A 21,895-nucleotide genomic window follows, 5' to 3' on the forward strand; every position below is an offset into this window, starting at 1 on the left:
CCCGCTGGTTAAAATTAAAATCTAAAAAACTATTGTCTGTTTTCTCGCGCCTGCTCGCATCGCTTATAACCGACTGGCTTATTCAAGGCAAACTGTCATCATGAAACAAGCTCATCACTGAGCCATTGGTTGCGGTAGTCCTGATAACCATAGTGTTTCAATAAAGTGACGCTTTCTTGCAAAACGCCATAGACATCAGGCAAGTCATATCCGTTAAAGCGATTGGCTTTAATCAGGCTGTAGGCCCCGACATGTTTAAAAACCACGCGGTCGCCCACTGTCAACGGCTCATTAAAGCGGTAATCGCCGAATACATCGCCGGCCAGGCAGGTGCAGCCCACCAGCATCGCCGCATGCCCGCCATCCGGCGCATGCTCGTGCAACTCGGGCCGGCGCTGATATTCAAACACTTCCGGATTATGATTGACCGACGTATCGAGCACGGCGATGGCTTTGCCGTCGCTGACAAAGGTATCGGTCACGGTGGCGATCAGATATCCCGCGCGCCCTACGACCGCCTTGCCCGGTTCAATATAGACTTCGATGCCGAAATCGCTTTTCAGCGAGCGGACCAACTGAACAAACCGGCTATGATCTTCCATCTGGCCGAACAAATAGCCGCCGCCCAAATTCAACCACTCGAGTCTGGCGAATCTTGAGCCCAAACAGGACTGAAGTTTTTCTATCGTTTTAATTAACGGCGCGAAATCCAGCGCCGAAAAAACGGTATGGAAGTGCAGTCCGCTGATCTGCTCGAGACAAGCGGAATGGCATAACGCCTCGATATCGACGCCCAGTTTTGAATACGGCCGGCAGGGATCGAAACGCGCGTCCTCAAGAAACGACAGCTTGGGGTTCAGCCTGAGACCGACCGAAGCCTGGGCGCTGGCCGCCGCGCCAAAGCGCTGATACTGATTTAAAGAATTGAAGCTGATATGCGAACACAGGCCGGCCAGCTCGCCGACCTCATCCGGCCTGATGCCGGGCGTGGTCAAATGCAGGCTGCCCCGCCCCGCCAAAACCTCATCGGCGAGCCGCGCCTCAAACAGGGAACTGACCGAAAAGCCGTCTACAAACGGTTTTGCCAGCTCAAGAATAGCGGAAAAAGGCAGGGCCTTGATCGAATATAAGACCTTGCAGCCGCACTGGCGGCGCAATGCATCCAATACTTTCAAGGTATCAATGATCTCGGCGGCATCCAGAACAAAAGCCGGCGAAGAGGCAACGCTGTTTTTTAGCGTCTGAACATCCATTAGCGTGACGACGACCGGGCAGGAGCGGTATAAATCGCTTTTTCCGTAATCACGAAATCCATGGCCACATCATGGGCTTCCATGGCGATCCGATCCAATAACTGGGATTCGTAACACACCCCGACCAAGACGGTATCCGCTCTGACCGATCGCAATAAGCGGTCATAATAACCCGCGCCGTTGCCGAGGCGTCCGCCATGACGGTCAAACGCCACGCCCGGCACGATAATGCAATCGAGCTGTTCCGGCGCAACTTCCCTGCCCGCCTCACCCCATCGTGATCTGGGCGGCTCCAGAATCCCCCACATGCCGGGCACCAGCTCGGTAAAATGTTCCAGCCGCCACAGGCCCAGTTTATTATGGCCCTGTTCATCCTTAGTACAGTAGGGAATGACGATATGTTTACCGGTTGAGATTTCATGCAAGACGGCCGGTTCGGTCCTGACTTCCGATCGGCAGTGGATGTACCACATCACGGTTTCTGCCTGACGATAAGCCGGCTGCGCCATGACTTGGTCACAAATGATCCGGCTGACTGCCTCCTTGTCCGCCTGGGCGTTGCGTGCATCGTAAGCTTTGCGGCGTTGCTGGGCTTTTAGATCATTCATCGTATTTGACTGACAGGGGCGACCTCAGGCCGCCCCCGCATTGGTTAAGAATTTATTGCATGGCGGCAATAATGGCATCGCGCATTTCGGTGGTGCCGGCTTTCGAATTCCGGTTCAAATCCGGCGTAACAAACTCGCCATCGCCGATGACTTTTTCAGTCGCGGCCTTGATGCGATTCGCGGCCTCATGCTCACCCAGATAATTCAGCATCATGACGCCCGCCATGATCACTGCGGTCGGGTTCGCGATGTTTTTGCCGGCGATATCCGGCGCGCTGCCGTGCACGGCCTCAAACAAGGCCGCGTCGCTGCCGATATTGGCACCCGGAATCAGCCCCAGGCCGCCGACCAGACCGGCCGTCAGATCAGAGAGAATGTCGCCGAACATGTTGGTCGTCACGACCACGTCGAACTGAGACGGGTCCATGACCATGTGCATACAGATGGCATCGACGATTTTCTCGTCGCATTCGATATCCGGGTAACGCGCCGCCACTTCCCTGGCCACATCCAGAAACAAACCCGAGGTGTACTTGAGAATATTGGCTTTATGGCAGATCGTGACTTTTTTGCGGCCGTTTTCGCGCGCGTATTTGAAAGCATACTCAACGATACGTTCAGAGCCTTCACGGGTCACAACGGCCAGGCTTTCGGCTATATCCTTCTTGCGGGTCAGAAAGTGCTCCAGCCCCGCATACAGGCCTTCCGTGTTCTCCCTGACAACGACGATATCGACATCTTCAAAACGGGTTTGCGCGCCTTTCCAGGTTTTGGCCGGGCGGACATTGGCATAAAGATCATATTGCTGACGCAAGGCGACATTGATGCTCCTGAAACCTTTGCCGACCGGTGTCGTCAAAGGCCCCTTGAAAGCCACGCGGTTTTTTTCTATCGAGGCCAAGGTTGCATCGGGAATCGGCGTGCCGTGCTTATCAAACGCGGCCATGCCGGCATCGGCTTCTTCCCAATTTATCTTGGCGCCGGACGCATCAATAATCTTGACCGCGGCCTCCATAATGGAAGGACCGATTCCATCACCTTTAATCAACGTCACGTTGTGCATTCATTTCTCCGAACAAATAAAATAGGCCTGATAATACACAGATTCGCCGAGTTTTTAAAATCCAAAAAGCCTGAGGCGGTGTTATTCTGATACTTTTTCTTTTATACTTGCGAGCTAAACACATAAAGGGGATATCATGGAAAAACCATTCATTTTACACATGCTGACCACTGCCAAAAACCTCAGCCCGTTTGACGTCAACATGGCGATGGATGCCGGTTGGGTTTCGGCAGTCCCATATATCAATGTCGAACCCAGCGAAGTTCAGGGACTGGTACAGGACGCCATTTTCTCACGCAGCCAGAAAAACCTGAAAAGAACCGCTATTTTCATCGGCGGCCGCGATACCAAACAAGCCATGGACATGCTGCGAGCGGCCAAACATGCCATGGTACCACCCTTTGAAGTCTCCGTTTTCGCCGATCCCAGCGGCGCATTCACGACCGCGGCCGGCATGGTTGCCGCCGTCGAGCGCGAACTCATGACAAAATTCAACACCACGCTGGCGGATAAAAACATTCTGGCGCTCGGCGGAACCGGTCCGGTCGGCCAGGCAGCCGCCGTCATCGCCGCTCAGGCCGGGGCCCATGTAAGAATTATCGGCCGCCAGCTGGACAAAGCGCAACGGGTCGCCGATATGTGCAGCAACGAGTTCGGCGACGGTAAAATCACCGTCGAAGCCGGCGCCGACGCCGATAAAGCCGAATATATCAAAACCGCGGACGTCGTCTTTGCAACCGGTGCCGCCGGCATTGAATTATTAAGCGCGGAACTGATTGCCTCGGCCCCACAACTGAAAGTGGCCGCCGATGTCAATGCCGTGCCGCCCTCAGGCATCGCCGGCGTTGATGCGTTCCATGACGGCGCGCCCATCCAGGGATCAAGCAGCGGTGCTGTCGGCATTGGCGCGCTGGCCATCGGCAATATTAAATACCAGGCTCAAAACCGCTTGCTGAAAAAAATGATCAGCACCGAAAAACCTGTGTATCTGCATTTCGAGCACGCCTTTGAAGTTGCCAGAGAGTACATTAAATCTAAAACTTAATAAGCCGGTTAAACCTTAACTTGACCCGCCCTAATGAAAGAGGATCTCTAATGGAGAAACGCAGCATCATTCACATGCTGGACCCCATGCCAAATAACAGTCCCTTCGATGTTAACATGGCACTGGATGCCGGATTTGATGTGCTTGTGCCCTATAGTAACGTCAAACTGGACAGAGTTTATGGCCTGACTCAAGACGCCATATTCTCGCGCAGTCCGTCAGGGGTTAGACGCACGGGCATTTTTATCGGTGGCCGCGATTTGGGCCTGGCCATGGACATGCTGGACACCTGCAAACAGGCCATGGTCCCGCCTTTTGAAGTGTCCGTTCTCGCCGACCCCAGCGGCGCTTTTACGACAGCGGCCGCATTGGTGGCTTGCGTGGAAAAAGAACTGAAGGCAAAACATGGCAAGGAATTGAAAGACTGCAATGCCATCGTCTTTGGCGGAACCGGTCCGGTTGGCGTTGCCACAGGCGTCATCGCATCCCTGGCCGGCGCCGACACGGCCTTGATCGATCATCTGTCAATCGATACGGCCCTCGATATATCCAAGGAATACAACCGCCGTTTTGGCTGCAACCTTAGAGGCACCTGCGCCAGTTCAGAAGCCGACAAGGCCCGGTTGGTGGCCAATGCCGATATCATCTTTTGTACCGCAAAAGCCGGCATTCAGGTCTTAAGTGCTGACGTTTTGAATGAAGCGAAACGATTAAAAGTGGCGGGGGATGTGAATGCTGTTCCGCCTTTAGGCATAGAAGGCATCAAGCTGAAAGACATGGGAGCGCCGCTGGTCCATGCCGTCAATGCACCGGGGGCGGTAGGCGTCGGGGCACTGGCTGTCGGCGATATTAAATATCAGCTACAGCATGAATTATTAAAATCGATGCTGGAAACCGATAAGCCCTTGTATCTTGATTTCAGGGATGCGTTTAACAAGGCCAGAGAGCTTTTGTAATCAGCCCGGGGTTCCCCATGCCTGGCATGGTGGAGCCCTTTTTCCCTACCAACTGTTTTGTTTGCGTTTAAATCAACGCGGAATCAATGTGGCCGAATTTAACCGCCAGGCGGGTCAATTCAACGTCATTTTTTATGTGAAGTTTGTCGTAAAGACGATAGCGGTAAGTATTGACGGTCTTGTCGCTCAATATCAGCATATCCGCCATCTCCTTGATGGTTTTTCCCTGAAGAATTAAAGTCACCACCTCCGCCTCTCGCTGAGACAATTTTGAAAATGGCGATTCACTATTGCCGGACAACCCCTGAAAAGCCAGATTATTGGCAACTTCCGCGCACAGATAGCGCTTGCCTTCCATGACCTTGCGAATTGCGCTCACCATCTCCTCAGCCGAAGACCCCTTGGAAATAAATCCCAGAACGCCCAGCTTGAGTAACTGGCGCGGAATGGGCCCGTCATTATGAACCGATAACGCAATGATTTTGACTTTAGCATCATGCTGCAAAATTCTACGACAGGCTTCCACGCCACCTATCCCCGGCATATTCACGTCCATCAACACGACATCCGGAGACAAACCAACGACCGCATCGACCGCCTCTTCACCGGATTTGGCTACACCGACAACTTTAATATCATCCGCTGCATTCAACAATGCTTCGATACCGGTCCGGACAAGCTCATGATCATCAACAAGCAAAACACTAATCATACTTTTTCTTGTTTTTCAATTAGTTACAAACCAAGCACTTGAACAATAAAAATGCCCTACTTTAAATAATGAAATATTATAGGATAGTAAACAGGCAATATACATACGTAACTTTACCTAGATCCGGATAATATATCTCTTACTCAATTTATTCCCAGTTTCTTACAAATCAATCATCGTATGACTGTAAAGCAGCATTATTACAAAATGATGAAAAATACCACTTGCTTGACAAAAACCATATATCGCCTGCTCTCATAGGCATTTGCCATTCATGTTTTTATCATCATACCTGCAAACAAGGGCTTTTTTCAGTTGCTTTTCAAAATAGTAAACTGTTTAAGCCATATTAAATTGATCAAGCTCATTTTTTAATATAAAAAGCAGAAGAACAGGGTGTTAATGACACAATTGCAGTCACCTGATCATCAACAAATAAATCCCCTTATTAGTATAGACGATCATATCAAGAAAATCCCTCACTCATAATGGCGGCGAGTGCTTAAAAAATTCATAAATAAAGCTTATACTCTTGAATATTATCTTCCTGACTCAGGATATTAAAGCATGTCAAATACAGAAAATAACCGTCGCCATACGCGCTTGATACATCGCGCAAAAATCCAGTTAAGCAGCGCTGGCGAATCTGTTATTGGCTATACCAAAAATCTGTCCGACAGCGGATTGTTTGTATTTGCAACCTTCAGCCCCCCCCTTGCTATCGGCGACATATTGGAAGTTCTGGCGCTGGATATTGAAGATGCCCTGCCTAAGCCGGTTATCGTCAAGCACATTGAACCGGGGACCGGCGTAGGCGTGGAATTCATATAAACCAACCCGTCCAGATTCGCATCAACATAACCGATCCCTTAAGCCATAAAAACGAGGCAAGCTCATGATTAAAACCCAAGTTATAAAATCCGCGCTATTGCTGCCGGCAATAGTTGCAACGATACTCGCCGGCCATATAAACACCGCCTCGGCGGAAGAAAAACCGGCGTTAGGCAGGACCGTTCTGTTGGAAAACCAAGTAGCATCGCCCGGTAAACATATCAATACCCAAGTGATACGTATAACCTTCCCGCCCGCCTTTAAAACCCCCGAACATACGCATGAAGGCCCCGGGCCTCGCTATATCGTCAAGGGCAAATTGAAAGTGATCGAGAAAGGTAGAACCCATATTTATTCCGCTGGCGATGTATTCTGGGAATCCGGCGAATTGATGTCGGTGGAAAATGTTGGAAAAGGGCCGGCCGAACTGATCATTTTCGAATTGACGCCGGCCGATTAAATAACCGCGAGAGGATACCACTTTTACAACGCGCAGACTGGGGCCGGAACTTTGCGGATAGTCGGCACGGCCGGCTTTAAAATTGCCGGCCTGGCCAACCCGGCCTGCACCCCATACCGAAGAGCTACTGATTGAAATCGGCCAGCACGGCCAGTAAATAGTCCAGATCTTTTTCGGTATGATCGGCCGCAACCTGGAATCTGATTTCCTGCTCGCCTTTCGGCACGACCGGATAATTAAGCCCCGTGGCCAGAATCCGGTGCGCGAATAAATGCGCCACCAAAGCCGAGGTTTTTTCCGTGTCCCTGATCAGAACTGGCACGATAGGATGCTCGCCCGGCAAGATTTCAAAATCCAGCCGCTCCACCCCGAATCTGAGCCGGGCACTCAGTCCGCGCAATCGCTCCAGCATTTCCAAGCCCTCCCGGCTGTCGACAATATCGACCGCCGCCATAGCCGCGGCCGCTTCGGCCGGCGTGATTGGATTCGAATAAATATATAATGGCGCCGTCTCGCGCAAATAAGCAATGACGGTCGAACTCGCCGCCACATAGCCGCCGTTGACGCCGAAAGCCTTGCCGAGCGTGCCGATCAGAATGTCGGCCTGACTGCCGGTATATTCCTCGGTGCCGCGTCCGCTCCGGCCGAAGACGCCGACCCCGTGCGAATCATCGACCACCGTGATAATGCCCTCTTCATAGCCGGCTTCATGGCGCCGGCAGCACGCGTTGAGCCTATCGAGCGGCGCATGATCGCCGCGCATGCTGAAAATGCCGTCCGTCACCACGCAGACGCGCCTGGCCTGGCCCTTATTGGCATCAAGAAGGCGCTCCAGCGCATCGATATCGGCATGCGCATAGACTTCCTTCCTGACCGGATGCGACAGGCGGATCGCATTGATGATGCAGTTATGGTTCAGGGCGTCGCTGACAACCAGCGTCTGGTCCGAGATCAACTGCGGCAGAACACCCATCATGGTCGCGTAAGCCGCGCTCATGGTCATCGCCGCCTCGCGCCCGTGAAAGGCGGCCAGTCTTTGCTCCAGCGCTACGTGCGGCCGGTAGGTCCCGCTGATAAAGCGCACCGCTCCCGGCCCCGTGCCGAATTGCTCAGCGGCTTCGGCTTCGGCCTTGATCACCCGAGGATGCCCGCTTAATCCCAGATAAGAATTCGAGTTCATGCGCAAGAACGCCTGATCGCCATGACCCTCCAGAAAATAGCGCGGGCCGAAACCGTCCGCCGGCGCCTGCCTGCCGGTAACGATTTTCTCATCGCCTTTGCGCATACCCTGCTGTTGCAGCTCGGTTAATCGGGCCTTGAATAACGGCTCTATTTTTGTCAGCGACATAAACGTCTCCTCAGCTTTTGTCCAGTTTGACCGCTATCTTCTCCAGCATATCCTTGACCATCTCCGGCAGACCGAAACACGGCCGCCAGCCCCATTCCGCGCGCGCGGCACTGTCGTCCATGTGCCGGGGCCAGGAATCGGCGATCACCTGGCGCACCGGATCGACGCGATAACTGATTGTGAAACCGGGCAGATGCTTTTGAATTTCCCTGGCCAATTGCCCGGGGGTAAAACTCATGGCCGTGATATTGAAAGCATTGCGATGGCGCAGCTTTTGGCTGTCCGCCGTCATCAATTGAATCGCGGCCTCGATGGCATCGGGCATATACATCATGTCCAGTTGCGTGTCGGCGTCCAGAAAACAGTCGTAATGCCCGTTTTTGACGGCCTCGTAGAAAATATCCACGGCATAATCCGTCGTTCCGCCGCCCGGCAGCGCAATGTTCGAGATCAGCCCCGGATAGCGCACACCGCGCGTATCGACGCCGAAATGATGGTAATAATAATCACACAACAGCTCCCCTGAGACCTTGGTAATGCCGTACAACGTGGACGGCCGCTGAATCGTGTCCTGCGGCGTGTCCATCGCCGGCGTGCCGGGACCGAAAGCGCCAATGGAGCTGGGAAAAAACACGGCACAGTCATGCACGCGCGCGACCTCCAACACATTGAGCAAGCCGTTCATATTGATATCCCAGGCTTGCCGTGGCTTTTCTTCCGCGACGGCGGACAACAGCGACGCCAAATGAAAAATCGTATCGATTTGATAATCTTCGACCAGTTGGCGCACGGCCTCGGCATCTCGCACATCGAGACGGCAATAAGGCCCCGACTGCCGCAAGTGACTGAGCGGCGGCCGGCTGTGCCCGGCCGCCACAACATTGGCCGCGCCGAACCGGTTGCGCAGAGCCATTGTCAATTCGGAGCCTATCTGGCCCGTTGCCCCCGTCACTAAAATCTTTTCCATAGCCGTACTCGCTGCTTTTATGTTTTTTACTCATTAGCGGGCAGTTGGGCTGGTAAGCCCAGCATTCGATGTCGCCCTGTGTGTTATTTCATTCCTCATTGATACCCGGTCAGCTCGACATAGCCCTGGCCTGAAATCGGCCTGCCGTTTTTTGTTCCCTTGACGCTGACCGCGCCTTCCCAATACCGGTAACTGACATTGAGCTCCTGATCGTTGATCAGCGGCACAATATCAAGCTCAAGCTTCTGATCGGGTACGCTCAAGCGCCACGATGACGGATAACGGATGCTGGAATGCGGACTGGTCCAGCTGTCCACAACCCTGACCTTGGCATCCCGCGCCTTAAGCGGCACTTTAGCATTGTCGGCCTGAACGATGGAACCGGAGCTGTTGCTGTCTATCCTGCCGTCCTTGCGCCTGAGCTGATAAAACATCAGCTCACTGTTATCGGAGAGCTGCAGTGCAAACCAGTCCCAACCGACCTGTTCCTCAGACAGGGAACTGGTGCTCCATTCCCGATCCATCCAGCTATGGCCCGTTACCGGAAACGCCATACCGCCGATGCGGACATTGCCCTCGGTCATCAAGCGCGTATAGGAATAATAATACGACGCGTTGCCCGGCTCATCGCTTTTCCGGCTCAAGCCGTCCTCGCCTTGAAAAACCGGCCCCTTCTGTGTTTCCAGCACGAGATCGACGGCAAATTCGCCGCTTTTTGCCGACAGGCGCAGCGGAAAATCGGCACTGCCCTGGGCTGATGCCGACCAGTCATACAGCCAGACCTGATACCGCAGACCGGAAGCGCCGGCCAGTCCATTGCCGGCCCGGCTGAATCGCTCATCGGTATAAAAGCGTTTGTTCTCGACATCGGTCAGGGTCAAATGAGCCATATACATTTGATTAGTCCGCCAGGCCGACTTCGATTCCGGCGCGTCGGGATTCAATGCGAAACGGAAAAACGTCAATTCATAACCGAACCGGCGGCCCTGGGCATTGCGCAGGTTGCCGGTGAAATACCACCACTCGGCCCGGTATTGGTTGTGCGGGCCATGATCTTGAGGGAATGAGAACCTGCGCGGTTTCAGGGCTCGAGCAAACCCTCCGTCGTCTTTCGATAACAGTTCGCCGAAGGCGGTGTCTTTTTCCGACGCGGTCTTGCTGAAAGACCGGTCCGCATCAGGCTTGACATCGAACGGAAGCTTGACCGGCGGCCACCAGAAAATCGCCAATAAAACAATCATCAGTATGAGTGCGGCAACAAAAATCCACTTCGCCATTATTCATTCCGTAGTGCTTCAACAGGTCGGGTCCGCGCCATTTTCAACGCAGGCAGGACACCGGCGAATAAAGCCGCGCCAAACGCCAGCGCCAGCCCCTGACAAATAATGGCTACATTAACATGAAACGCCATGGTCCAGCCGAACGAACGCAGGTAGATGACAAAAATCAGCACATACGCGACGATATAGCCGACCGGCACGGCAAACAGGCCTGCCGCCAGTCCCATCAGTCCGGTCTCGCCGGTAATCAGCGCCGTCAACTGTATCGGCGTGATGCCTATGGCCCGCAATACGCCCAGCTGTCGCGTCCGCTCGAACTGCAAGGCCATCAGGGCGCTGAAAACGCCGACAAACGCGATAATCGCCGACAGCCAGCGCAAGGTTTCCGTAACCGTGAACGTCTGCTCGAACAGGTCCATCGAAGCCTGATAAATCGCCTGACTGGATCGTATCGACCGCGGCGCCTTCAGGCTCTGTCCAAGCTGGTCTTCCAGCTGCTTTAAGTCCACGCCAGGCTTGGCGTAAATACCGATGCCCGAATAGCCCAGGTCGGGCCAGTAGCGCTGATAATTCCGCCGGCTCATGGCCAGATGCCCCTGGTCGCTGTAATCGGCATAAACCGCCAGCACTTCAAAAGGCTGCTTGCCTTGTTCCGTGCGCATCATGATCGTCTGGCCGACTTTAACGTCATGATGATACGCATAAGGCTCCGTGACGATGACCGTCTGTTCGCGCTCGAACCGGTCCCAGACCCCGCCGGGCGCCGCCTGCTTGAAAGTAAAACCGCGCCGGGCCCGCGCATTCAGATCAAACACCGAGACTTTGGTAAGCGCCTCATCGGCGATGATGTGCGTGGTCAGCACGCTGCTCAGCATTTGCACGCCGGCATGAGCGGCCAGCCTCGCTTTTAGCTGCCGATCCCCGGCCGCTCCGGCAATCGATTTCTTCTCGCCCGGCAATGACACATACAGGTCGGCGCGCAACGTACCTTGCAGCCATTCCTGCACGGTCTGGCGAAAACTGCCGATCATCAGATCCATGCCGATGGTCGCCGCGACGGCCATCATCAGCGCCGCGATGGCGATACCGGTGCGGCTGATCTCGGCCGACACCATCCGCGCCGGCAGACGCCCCAAAATCCCTAAAAAACGCCCGAACACGCGTTCGATCAGGGTCATGGCCAGCAGCGTGAAAACCGGCGTCAACAAGGCGAAGCCGAACAACAACAGGAAAATGCCGAGCAGCCCCGGCATGACGCTTTTACCGGATAACAATGCCAGAGCCAGTCCCGCCGGTATCAACAGCCCGCCCGCCAGCCCCGTTATCCTGACCAGGCGCCGCACGCCCGATTCCAGCCGCGATCTGACCAGCACCGTCATGGGCGGCAGACGCGTCGCCTCCAGGGCCGGCGGCAACACGGCCAGCAATGTCGCGCCCAGGCCCAGCAAAATGCCCTTACCGAGTTGTACGGGCGTCACCCTCAATGCGGCCGCATCGATCCGGAAATAAAACGCGTCGATAGTGCCCGAGATCAGATGCAGCAGGCCCTGAGCCAGCGCCATGCCGAGCACGACTCCAATGGTCGTGCCGGCCACGGCCAGCCAGAAAGCCTCGCCGATAATCAACTGAAAAACCTGCCGGCGCGTGACGCCCATGGCACGCAAGCTGCCGATCAGTTGCCGGCGCTGCACGACCAAAAACGTCATCGTGTTGTAGATCAGAAACAGGCCAACCATTAACGAAAGCAGCCCCAGGGCTTTTAAATTGATCGAAAACGCGCGCGTCATCTCGCGCATGGCCTCCGACTGTTCGCCGGCCGACAGCAGCAGGGCATCGGACGGCAATACCCGGCGTATTTGAGCCAGCGTTTCGGACGCCTCGTCATCGATTAGCGCGTCGATGGAACTGAGCCTGCCGAACAGGCCTAGCGTCTCCTGAGCCGTGGCGATATCGGTAACGATCAAGCCCGATAACGCCTGCTCCGAAATGGCATGGGACGGCGATAGCAGGGCGATGATTTTTAACCGCTGTTCGCCGTTACCGGTCGTGACCATGATTTCGTCATCGACTTTCAGATTCAGGCGCGCGGCTGTTTGCTCGCTGATCAGCGCGGTACCGGGCTCGGTGATCAGGCGCGCAAAATAATCCGTGTCGCTGTTTTCTTCTTGCCAGGCCGATCGAAAGGATTTTTCCACGAACGGGTCGACGCCGACCAGCCTGAACCTGTCGTCATTGGGCAAGCCTACGTAACCGCTCACGATCGGCGATAACTGCTGTATGCCCTGCTCCACGCGCAGCCGGGTGTAGAGTTTTTCGTCGAGCCCGCCGTTGCCGGCAAGAATTCTGTGCGTTGCCGTTCCCGAAAAGGCCTTGCGCGTCTGATCGAAGGCTGTCAGCGCGCTTTCCATGGCCAGCTCGATAGCGATCACGACCGCGACGCCCAGGGCAATGCCCAGCAGCGCCAGGGCCAGTTGCCAGGGATGCCGCCACAGGAAATTGCGGCTGGCGCGGCTAAGAACCGAACGCATCAGCCGAAACCAATGATCTGTCGCGGATGGAAACAATGCGGTCGGCCTGGCCTATGACCTCCCGGCTGTGGGTCGCCATGATTAAGGTCTTGCCAGCTTTCTTGACCAGCGTATCGAGCATTTCCAGCACCAGCCGGCCGGTCTCCAGATCCAGATTGCCGGTCGGCTCATCGGCAAGGATCAGATCAGGCTCATGAATCAAAGCCCGGGCGATGGCGACGCGTTGCTGTTCGCCGCCCGACAGGCGATCAGGATAGGTATCGTAACGATCCGCGAGACCGAGCTTGTCCAGTAATGCCGCGACTGCATCGCGATCCGCTCGTGTCAGGGGCTTGACCAGCTCCAGCGGCAACAGCAGGTTTTCGCCCACGGACAAGGTAGGGATAAGATTGTAGGACTGGAAGATAAAGCCCAGGTTATGGCGGCGGAACAACGTGCGGTTATGCTCGGAAAGCGCCGTGATCTCGGTGCCGTTGACGATGACGCTGCCGCTGTCCGGAAGGTCGATGCCGCTGATCAGATTCAGCAATGTCGATTTGCCGGAACCGCTGCGGCCGAGTAGCACGAGAAACTCGCCACGGTTTACATGCAGGTTCAGGCCGCTGAAAATCCGATGCCGCCTGCCCGACTCCTCATAGCTTTTGCCCAGTTGGTGTATTGCAATAGCCGCTTCTTTTGACATCTAGGCAAGAAAATTATCGTCTCTTTTGGCGAGTTCGGCTTTTTCTTTCTTATCGGTCCGATGCATCAGAACTACGAAATAAAGCGCAAGCCCGAAAAGAATCCAGGCTTTAATGCGAAACAGGAATACCATCTGCGCGAGTAGCGTCGGATGACTGTGTAGATAAACATTTAATGTATCGAAAATTTCCATGAAATTCCCCTTTAAAAGCCCCATCAAGCCATTTTATAGAACTGATTTTAATCAAAGAATTCAAGATTATTTTGATTAATACAAACTTATAGCGTTAGAATCATAAACTTAGAAAAACCTTGACAAGTCGAAACAGGTATGAACAAGGAAAAAGAAATAGCAGGCCTAATGCCGGAAGTTATCAAAAAATCACGCCGATACAGCGATTTCTTTGCTTACCCTGAAGACCGGGAGCTCGAGGAATTAAGAATCGTTCATTCGCTGAAGGAATCGCTGGAAATTACCAATGTCGCATTTTTTGACCAGGCCAGCACCCGCGGCCGCGGCAATGATCCGCCCGATTGCGAAGCCCTGCTGCTGGATGGCAGGAGACTGGGCGTTGAAGTGACGGAACTGGTCGACCCTGAGGCCATCATGGCTCACAAAAACGGCGCCCTCACGCAATGGGCCGAATGGGACGAGGACAAGCTGATAAACTCGATCACGCAACGCCTCAAAGCCAAGGATATCGCCAAGAACATCAAGGGCGGCCCGTACGATATCTATATGGTGATCATCCATACGGACGAGCCTATCCTCAACTTTGATTACACGTTTCCGATCCTGTCGGACTATCCGTTCCGCTATTACTCGGTTATAGACCGGGCTTTCCTGCTGATGTCCTATGACCCGAAATACCGCTGCTGTCCCTATATCGAATTGAACATCAAAAATTAGAGATGGTTGGGTTGGTTTTTCCGGCAACCCAACCTATGGAATTTAATTACCGAAGTTGAACAATTTTTATCTCTGTTTTTTAACTGACGTTATGTACAGACAGATGGGTATGCCGGCCGGGTTGTCAATGCAGGTCCAGCGGTGAGCGCGATGCCTTTATGCCCTTTGGGTATACATCGCGACGGGCCGGTTGATTTTAAATCGCGATGTGGGCATCGCTCCCACGGAAGGTCAATGATTGGCTCAGGGCCTAAGATCCCCTGAAGACATATAAGTAAAGAGCATGGGCATAAGCACCAAAATAGCGTAAAGAAGTACTACGCCCCCGATAACCAGTAGAAAATTATACAAATTTTTCATAATACAGCGCCTATTCTCTTGTTGATTTACAGAGTCATCAAGCACTGGCGTTATATCCCTGCCTGAAGACAGGCTCTATGGCGCTTTCAGATTCAAAACAATGCCGGCACCATCGACCGACGGCTGTTTTTCTCCCTCCACCTCTTGCGTCATGACCGCGCTACCGCTTAATTCCAGCGTTCGTTGCTTTTTAGTCGAAAACAGATCCTGCGAGGCGGCATTTGACTTGCTCTTCTGCCCGGCGTTTTCACCCACTTCAAATGGAATGGAGAGATCGAGCGGTTTTGGAAGTTGAGTTGTCTGGTCGGCATTGTCCGCGTCCAGTGCGGGCGCGTCTTTCGCAACGGGGAGATTCTTTCGCCCGGCTAGTGTTTTGTTTTCGGTCTGATCCTGTTCCGCGCTAACGGATACGCTGGTTTTTTCCACGTCGGTATCGGCAACGGCTGCATATCCATATAAAAAAAGGCAGAAGCCCATCATAAGATTCAATAACGCTATGCTGTAATTTCTCATCGTCTATTCCACTTCAGCCATAAAGTCATACATCCAGAATGATTATGTTATATCTGTGAACCGCACTAAAATATGACAAATATCAGGATAAAAAAATCCAAAGCAGTGTCTCCGACAGATCGGATTGGACTGTGCGTGATCCGGCGGACTTTGAAAGGCCGGGTTATTCAATCCCGCCGTCTATTATCCGCCCTTCGCGGCGCGCCAGTCCCGATGCCGTAACCTTGAACGAAAATAGTTCCCGTCAGTCCTATTTTTTATTAATGAATGCAAGCGATTAATCCCGGAGTATGGATTTTTATGCCCTGTTTCCATCAGATTTTACTGAAATCAGTCAGTTAAGGAGATTACCCATGAAAACGTGGTTTTTTCTCATGATGACATCGATAGCAACCCTCTTCGCATCCAACCATCTGAATGCCGAGGAACAACCCAAAACCCCTGCCGAAGGCTACAATATCCATGTCACCGCGCCGCATCGCCATGAAGATGGCTCCGTGCACGGCCCCTATCACCATTACTGCAAGCCGATCAAACCCGAGATCCTGCAATGCATGATCTTTTTATCGGACGATCCCAATGCCGAGCTCATTGAGATCGAATACTTTATTGACCAGAAGCTCGCGCGCACCAGCGTAACGTTGGAACAATGGAACAAGCATTTCCACGACCACAAGGTGGAAATCGCCTCCGGCCGCGTGCAAGTACACGATGTGCCGCCCTAGAAAGCCAAGGAAATTGCCGATGCGGCTGCCAAAACCGACGGAATCATCTTCCATCTATGGCCCGTAGGCGCCAAATTGCCGAACGGCGAGGTGACATTTCCGACCGCCGTCAGTCACAAGCCTGTGGACAAGCTTGAGGTGCCGGATAGAGGCTGATGCAGTTCCCCTTCCTCTTTATAATCAAATCTTAAAGCCCTCGAAGCCCGGACAGGAGATTGCCGGCTCGGGCGTTTAATCGCGCAGGCGCAAAACACGGACGCATACTGACAAAAATTGTCAGTTACGCCCGATTACTGTCATAAAAAACCAATAAATACCACTCATCAAAGCCCGCACGTTATCCCAAGCATGCCCACACCTCGCCTGTTTTAGCCGCTTTCCTGGTAATTGGCACAAACAGTGCTATATTGATATTGCATTTTTACTAACAACAATGAGAATACTCACATGAATATGCAAATGAAAAAAGTTCAACAAGGTTTTACTTTGATCGAATTAATGATCGTGGTCGCAATCATCGGCATCCTGGCGGCCATCGCGATTCCGGCCTATCAGGATTACACTGTGAGAGCAAAAGTACAGGAAGGTCCAAGCTTGGCTTCACCTGCACTGACACAAGCAGGGGTTTTGTGCAGTGAAGCCACCTTGGTTAACGGCCTGGCTAATACATCCACAATAGTTGGTCTACCTCCAGCAGCATCGATCACTGGGCAATATGTAAGAAGCGTAACTTTTGCTGCGACCAGTGCATCAGCTGCCAACGTATTAATCACTTACACTGCTATCGGAACCCAAGTCTCAGCTAACCAAACCATCCGTTATAATGGTCTATGTAATGTAGGCGGCATGAAATGGACGGTAACTGGTAGTGTCTCCCCTAAATACTGGCCAAGAACCTAACTAGTATCGAATTTGTGATCAAAGCGGGAGGAGAGACAATCTCCTCCCACTTATTTTTTTGCATGGAAGCCATGACCAGGTAATTACCCCGATCTTATAACAAGTAATTAAGCTCCAACCCTTAAGCCTCGCTTACCCATAGGCACTGGATTTCGGAAATCACATAAACACCGAAACAAGATTTTTCTAACAACTAAAAACGGATAAGCAGAGTAGCCTATAATATATTTATACAGCCTCGTTTTAAGATTCCCAGACATCATATTTTCATATACTGAATATTGGCGGTCATATCGTCATTCTTTGCCATAACTATAGACATACAAAATACAATGCAATTAGCCATCAAATCTGCATTTCACCCTTTGCTCAAGTCTTCTCGAGTTGCCACCTGGACAAGCCTGCTGGCGCTGACTTTACTAATTTTTTGTATTTATTACCCTGGCAAAAGTGGCCCCTTTCTTGCCGACGACTACCCTAATATTATCGAAAATGCTGGCATCCAAATTCATAACCTAACCGCTGCAGAATTATCCTCAGCCTGGAGCGCAAATCGCAGCGGTTTTCTTGGCAGACACATCCCCAGTCTAAGCTTCGCATTAAATTATCTCTTTGCTGGCCAGCAGTTTGACCCAGTCCACTTTAAACTAACCAATATAGTTTTTCACATCATCAACAGCTTGTTGGTTTTCTTCATTAGCCGGATATTGTTTTCTATTTCTTCAACACAATATCCAGCACAAAAACTGGCGTATATTTGCGCTTTGATTTGGGCGGTACATCCTCTGCATTTAACATCCGTTCTTTATGTCGTGCAGCGAATGACCAGTTTGGCTTGCCTCTTTATGCTCGGGGGGTTTTTAATCTTTTTAAAAGGGAGAATACAAATAAAAAAACCGGGCAGCATAACGTTAATGTATGCCGGCTGTTTGTTTGGAATTTCATTGGGCGGCTTGAGCAAAGAAAACGCCTTGTTATTGCCTTATTTAATGCTCATTACCGAAATCACCTTATTACGTAAGGTACCCGCCAGCACTGCCCGAAACAAGCTTTATTTTTTTTATTGTGTCACAGCTATTATCCCAGCAATAATCGCCATCGGTTATATGACAAGCCATCCGCAAATATTTATGAATGGCTATATTAATCGTGAATTTACGCTTGTTGAGCGGCTTATGACACAAGCTCGAGCCTTACTCTATTATCTGGGCTTGTTGTTCTATCCTGACAATACCCAATTAAGTCTGTCACATGATGATTTTACAGTGAGCCGATCACTGTTCGACCCATTGACAACCTTTCCCGCCATCCTTTTTATCGTAATTCTACTTACCGTAGCTATCGTAAACTGCATACGTAATAAAGCCCCTTTTTACAGTTTTGCTGTATTGTGGTTTTTTACCGCCCAGAGCATGGAATCAACCATTTTTCCACTGGAAATGATCTATGAACATCGAAATTATGTACCGAGCATAGGCATTATTATAGGAACGATAGCCCTGATCCACCCACTTTATGCAAAGCTGGAAAAAAAAGCATTACTAAATCTACTGTACGGTATCATGATCATCAGTCTTGCCTTTGCGAGCTTTACCCGCTCCGTCATTTGGTCTGGATTTAACAGTTATGTGCATTTTGAAGTGCGCAACCACCCTCTTTCAGTACGCGCTCACAGCACTTATGCAAAGAATATCGAGGTTCACAACGGGCCGATTACCGAGGTTTACGAACATCACCGCATTGCGGCGCAACTTGATGAACATGAAGTATCCGAGCTTATCGAGATGTTTTTTAATTTACAGCAACTCGTACTTATCCCCAATGTATTAAGCGAAGAAACTCAAATTTCATTGCCGGAACATTACGATGAAAAATTGATCCTCAACACATACTATGTACAGGCAATAAAAGCCCTAATACATAAGGAAATTATTCGGCGCTTAACTCATAAATCCAATCCTTTACACACAGCAATATCATTACGCATTGCAGCAACCTGTTTGCTCAACGCACGGCCCGACTGTATCAACAGTGCAACTAACATTTTAGAATGGACCGATGCGGTACTGGTCCATCCTGATTTCCCGGAAATGTCTCTGATTTATACCATACGAGCAAAAATATTTTTCTATCTGGGTGACTTAGAAAAAGCATTAGCCGATATTTCAATGGCCATCCAATTAGCACCAAATGAAATGTATTATTATGCCGAGAAAGCAAATCTCCATACCTTGTTAAATCAATTTGGCCAAGCCGAAGAAGTAATAAATGATGCCATCGCACATCATGGCAGATTTTCAGGTTTTGATATGAAGCAACTCAATATTTCAATAAAAATGCTTGAGGATAGAAAAGCCGAAGTAGAAAAGGCATCTGTTACCAATGAGATAAACTAGAAAATAATTAGATAAGTCAAAAACTCAAAGCGTCTAAATAAAAGATAAAAATCACTTATGAAAAACCATAGCTCCATTAATATTATTCTCCCTGCCAAAAATGAAGCTAAGAATCTGGTCGACTTATTACCCAAACTAAAATCTATTAATCTAAATGTCGAGATTATGGTAATCAACGATGGCTCAACAGACAATACCGCCGAAATCGCTAAAAATTTAGGCGCGAAAGTGATCACTCACCCTTACAGTCAGGGTAATGGCGCAGCCATTAAAACCGGCGCTAGAAACGCAACCGGCGATATTCTTGTTTTCATGGATGCTGACGGTCAGCATGACCCACAGGATATTCCCGTATTAATTGACAAGTTAAATGAAGGTTACGACATGGTTGTAGGAGCAAGAAAAGCCAGCACTCATGCCAGCCTATTCAGACGCTTTGCCAATGCTTTTTATAACCGGCTAGCATCGGTTATGACTGGCCACAAAATCGAAGACTTGACCTCCGGTTTTCGTGCTGTTAAAGCCAACAAATTTAGAAAATTTTTATACCTCCTGCCCAATGGTTTTTCATATCCAACCACCAGCACCATGGCTTTCTTCCGATCCGGCTTCCCAGTCGCTTATATACCAATCCACGCAGGAAAGCGTGAGGGTAAAAGCCACATTAAGCTTCTTAAAGACGGCACTCGTTTTTTTATTATTATTCTAAAAATTGGCGCTTTATTTTCGCCAATGCGACTTTTTCTCCCAATTAGCGCTGCATTATTTTTTACTGGGCTTGGCTATTATGGCTATACTTTTTTTATTAGCGGTCGTTTTACCAATATGACCGCTTTGCTTTTCAATTTTTCACTGATTACTTTCTTGATGGGATTAATTTCCGAGCAAGTATCATCATTGCACTATAAAGGCATGGAATCAATTAATTCAAAAGAATAATCAAAAGAAATACAACAGCCATGTCATTAAGAAATTATTACAATTTCAAGTTATGCATTACCTTAACCGATAAATGAGTTTTGAGTGACAAAATTTTGCTTGCAGATATGACTTCCGGACCACAACGGACCACATCAGATAAACACACTTATCTCGATTAGACGTGCTAAATAATTTGGATTCGCCCTATGCTACTCAAAAAAGAGACAATAAAAATTATAATTGGCTGTCTAAAGGGCACATTACTACATCCGCAATGGTTGTCTGATCGCTATCACCTAAGTTCACGGAAACTCCTCAAAAATATCACTGGAGGTATTACAATCGATATCGGCAGCGGTAACAGTAACCATTCAAAATTAATCAGTTCATCAGCGCAAGTTTTTCGCATCGATTATCCAGGAACCAATTGTCGATATGACCGATTACCCGATATTTTTGCAGATGCATGCAATCTACCATTAGCCTCGTCTAGTGTTGATTCTGTTTTATTACTCGAGGTTATAGAACACATTGCAGACTATCAAGCAACCCTGAAAGAAGCCTATCGAGCATTAAAACATGGAGGGCATCTCTATATTTCAGCACCGTTCATTTATCCAGCCCATGATGTACCATATGATTTTCATCGATACACTCTGTATGGTTTAAGAAACGAATTAAATAAAGCTGGCTTCAATATAATCATAGAAAGACAGCACGGAAACACTTTAGTGATAGCATTACAAATGATGAATCTTGCATTATTAGAATGGACAAAAAAAACTTGGGATATATCAACATTGTCTGGCGTAGTTATTGGGGTATCTATATATCCATTCTGTTTGATCAATAATATTATTTCCTTACCTTTTATTCATCTACAAGCGAATAAGGCCGGTGTTTTCGGCCATTTTCTAGTTTGCGAAAAAAAATAAAGCATGTCTCGCATACTTTTTGTTACTTCATCCTACCCTCTTGATTCGGCTTCTCCAAGCGGTATTTTCATCGCACGACTTGTAGAAAAACTAAGTATTCACCACAAGATAACAGTACTCACGCCGGGCGACACTATCAAGCGTCCTATAACCCGTAATGGAAACATTACTATCATCCCTTTCAAATATGCGCCGCGAAAACTTCAAATATTAGCCCATTCTCCTGGCGGAATACCTGCTGCAATCAAGCGAAATCCTTACCTTTACTTGCTATTACCTTTTTTCATAAGTGGTATGTTTTTTTATTGTTTACGTTATGGTAAGCATAATGACATATTCCACGCCAACTGGGCAATTTGTGGTCTCATTGCTGGATTAGCCGGAGTTATAATAAATAAGCCTGTTATCACTACTTTACGAGGCGAAGACTTCACAAGAGCTAAAAAAATAAGCTTGATCGCTTTATTTTAAATAGATGTATTCAACTTTGCTCTAAGATAGTT

The 21,895-nt window shown here is 50.2% G+C and carries 22 protein-coding genes; 11 read left to right on the forward strand and 11 right to left on the reverse strand.

Features of this window, described 5'->3' with window-relative positions; all coding sequences use genetic code 11:
- Nucleotides 1-98: 98 nt before the first annotated feature.
- Genes METMA_RS0104335 through METMA_RS0104345 form a run of 3 tightly spaced genes read right to left on the reverse strand, consistent with a single transcriptional unit; the run spans nucleotide 99 to nucleotide 2,924 of the window.
- Nucleotides 99-1,253: a type III PLP-dependent enzyme domain-containing protein gene (locus METMA_RS0104335; RefSeq protein WP_020157846.1), complete on the reverse strand. Its 1,155-nt coding sequence runs from the start codon at nucleotides 1,251-1,253 to the stop codon at nucleotides 99-101.
- Complete coding sequence (locus METMA_RS0104340) at nucleotides 1,253-1,861, reverse strand: 5-formyltetrahydrofolate cyclo-ligase (protein ID WP_020157847.1); 609 nt, start codon at nucleotides 1,859-1,861, stop codon at nucleotides 1,253-1,255. The genes METMA_RS0104335 and METMA_RS0104340 overlap by 1 nt, the downstream gene beginning before the upstream one ends.
- Before the next feature lie 52 nt (nucleotides 1,862-1,913).
- Nucleotides 1,914-2,924 (reverse strand): isocitrate/isopropylmalate dehydrogenase family protein, encoded by a 1,011-nt coding sequence (locus tag METMA_RS0104345; protein ID WP_020157848.1) that lies wholly within the window; start codon nucleotides 2,922-2,924, stop codon nucleotides 1,914-1,916.
- A 136-nt stretch (nucleotides 2,925-3,060) separates the two neighbouring features.
- On the opposite strand from METMA_RS0104345, the gene METMA_RS0104350 reads away from it, so the two are divergent.
- Nucleotides 3,061-3,969, forward strand: a complete 909-nt coding sequence (locus METMA_RS0104350) for an NAD(P)-dependent methylenetetrahydromethanopterin dehydrogenase (protein WP_020157849.1) — start codon at nucleotides 3,061-3,063, stop codon at nucleotides 3,967-3,969.
- A 50-nt stretch (nucleotides 3,970-4,019) separates the two neighbouring features.
- A complete protein-coding gene (locus METMA_RS0104355) occupies nucleotides 4,020-4,925 on the forward strand; it encodes an NAD(P)-dependent methylenetetrahydromethanopterin dehydrogenase (RefSeq protein ID WP_020157850.1) in 906 nt (301 codons plus the stop codon).
- A 67-nt stretch (nucleotides 4,926-4,992) separates the two neighbouring features.
- On the opposite strand, the gene METMA_RS0104360 is transcribed toward METMA_RS0104355, so the two are convergent.
- Nucleotides 4,993-5,637 carry a response regulator gene (locus tag METMA_RS0104360; RefSeq protein ID WP_020157851.1) on the reverse strand — a complete coding sequence of 215 codons (645 nt, stop codon included), beginning with the start codon at nucleotides 5,635-5,637 and terminating at the stop codon, nucleotides 4,993-4,995.
- Nucleotides 5,638-6,204: 567 nt separating this feature from the next.
- On the opposite strand from METMA_RS0104360, the gene METMA_RS0104365 reads away from it, so the two are divergent.
- Both METMA_RS0104365 and METMA_RS0104370 read left to right on the forward strand, forming a co-directional pair.
- On the forward strand, nucleotides 6,205-6,468 hold the full coding sequence (locus METMA_RS0104365; RefSeq protein ID WP_020157852.1) for a PilZ domain-containing protein: 264 nt from the start codon (nucleotides 6,205-6,207) through the stop codon (nucleotides 6,466-6,468).
- A 64-nt stretch (nucleotides 6,469-6,532) separates the two neighbouring features.
- On the forward strand, nucleotides 6,533-6,928 hold the full coding sequence (locus METMA_RS0104370; RefSeq protein WP_020157853.1) for a cupin domain-containing protein: 396 nt from the start codon (nucleotides 6,533-6,535) through the stop codon (nucleotides 6,926-6,928).
- A gap of 124 nt (nucleotides 6,929-7,052) precedes the next feature.
- Here the strand turns inward: METMA_RS0104370 and METMA_RS0104375 are convergent, their stop codons facing one another.
- The 6 genes from METMA_RS0104375 to METMA_RS0104400 form a co-directional block, all read right to left on the reverse strand.
- Nucleotides 7,053-8,276, reverse strand: coding sequence for an aminotransferase class I/II-fold pyridoxal phosphate-dependent enzyme (locus tag METMA_RS0104375; protein WP_020157854.1), 1,224 nt, complete (start codon nucleotides 8,274-8,276; stop codon nucleotides 7,053-7,055).
- Between the two features lie 10 nt (nucleotides 8,277-8,286).
- A complete protein-coding gene (locus tag METMA_RS0104380; RefSeq protein ID WP_020157855.1) occupies nucleotides 8,287-9,243 on the reverse strand; it encodes an L-threonine 3-dehydrogenase in 957 nt (318 codons plus the stop codon).
- A gap of 95 nt (nucleotides 9,244-9,338) precedes the next feature.
- Nucleotides 9,339-10,520, reverse strand: coding sequence for a lipocalin-like domain-containing protein (locus METMA_RS0104385; RefSeq protein ID WP_020157856.1), 1,182 nt, complete (start codon nucleotides 10,518-10,520; stop codon nucleotides 9,339-9,341).
- Complete coding sequence (locus METMA_RS0104390) at nucleotides 10,520-13,051, reverse strand: FtsX-like permease family protein (RefSeq protein ID WP_020157857.1); 2,532 nt, start codon at nucleotides 13,049-13,051, stop codon at nucleotides 10,520-10,522. Before METMA_RS0104390 ends, METMA_RS0104385 begins: the two co-directional genes overlap by 1 nt.
- Nucleotides 13,035-13,733 (reverse strand): ABC transporter ATP-binding protein, encoded by a 699-nt coding sequence (locus METMA_RS0104395; RefSeq protein WP_020157858.1) that lies wholly within the window; start codon nucleotides 13,731-13,733, stop codon nucleotides 13,035-13,037. Before METMA_RS0104395 ends, METMA_RS0104390 begins: the two co-directional genes overlap by 17 nt.
- Nucleotides 13,734-13,925, reverse strand: a complete 192-nt coding sequence (locus METMA_RS0104400; protein WP_020157859.1) for a hypothetical protein — start codon at nucleotides 13,923-13,925, stop codon at nucleotides 13,734-13,736.
- 168 nt (nucleotides 13,926-14,093) lie between these two features.
- Here METMA_RS0104400 and METMA_RS0104405 point away from each other — a divergent pair, with 168 nt between their 5' ends.
- The gene (locus METMA_RS0104405; RefSeq protein ID WP_036297235.1) at nucleotides 14,094-14,642 is read left to right on the forward strand and encodes a hypothetical protein; all 549 of its coding nucleotides are present in this window, start codon (nucleotides 14,094-14,096) and stop codon (nucleotides 14,640-14,642) included.
- A gap of 435 nt (nucleotides 14,643-15,077) precedes the next feature.
- On the opposite strand, the gene METMA_RS0104410 is transcribed toward METMA_RS0104405, so the two are convergent.
- Nucleotides 15,078-15,515, reverse strand: a complete 438-nt coding sequence (locus METMA_RS0104410) for a hypothetical protein (RefSeq protein WP_020157861.1) — start codon at nucleotides 15,513-15,515, stop codon at nucleotides 15,078-15,080.
- 353 nt (nucleotides 15,516-15,868) lie between these two features.
- Between METMA_RS0104410 and METMA_RS0104415 the strand changes: the two genes are divergently transcribed.
- From METMA_RS0104415 to METMA_RS26895, 6 genes are all read left to right on the forward strand, one after another.
- Nucleotides 15,869-16,240 carry a DUF1264 domain-containing protein gene (locus METMA_RS0104415; protein WP_020157862.1) on the forward strand — a complete coding sequence of 124 codons (372 nt, stop codon included), beginning with the start codon at nucleotides 15,869-15,871 and terminating at the stop codon, nucleotides 16,238-16,240.
- Between the two features lie 447 nt (nucleotides 16,241-16,687).
- Entirely contained in the window at nucleotides 16,688-17,140 is a 453-nt protein-coding gene (locus tag METMA_RS0104420) for a pilin (protein ID WP_020157863.1), read from the forward strand.
- Nucleotides 17,141-17,472: 332 nt separating this feature from the next.
- Nucleotides 17,473-19,536 (forward strand): tetratricopeptide repeat protein, encoded by a 2,064-nt coding sequence (locus tag METMA_RS0104425; RefSeq protein ID WP_020157864.1) that lies wholly within the window; start codon nucleotides 17,473-17,475, stop codon nucleotides 19,534-19,536.
- Between the two features lie 57 nt (nucleotides 19,537-19,593).
- The gene (locus METMA_RS0104430) at nucleotides 19,594-20,475 is read left to right on the forward strand and encodes a glycosyltransferase family 2 protein (RefSeq protein WP_020157865.1); all 882 of its coding nucleotides are present in this window, start codon (nucleotides 19,594-19,596) and stop codon (nucleotides 20,473-20,475) included.
- 188 nt (nucleotides 20,476-20,663) lie between these two features.
- Nucleotides 20,664-21,392, forward strand: coding sequence for a class I SAM-dependent methyltransferase (locus tag METMA_RS26245; RefSeq protein WP_084254081.1), 729 nt, complete (start codon nucleotides 20,664-20,666; stop codon nucleotides 21,390-21,392).
- Between the two features lie 3 nt (nucleotides 21,393-21,395).
- Complete coding sequence (locus METMA_RS26895) at nucleotides 21,396-21,863, forward strand: glycosyltransferase family protein (protein WP_156830453.1); 468 nt, start codon at nucleotides 21,396-21,398, stop codon at nucleotides 21,861-21,863.
- The last annotated feature ends 32 nt before the right edge of the window (nucleotides 21,864-21,895 follow it).

The organism is Methylobacter marinus A45, from assembly GCF_000383855.1.
GTDB lineage: Bacteria > Pseudomonadota > Gammaproteobacteria > Methylococcales > Methylomonadaceae > Methylobacter > Methylobacter marinus.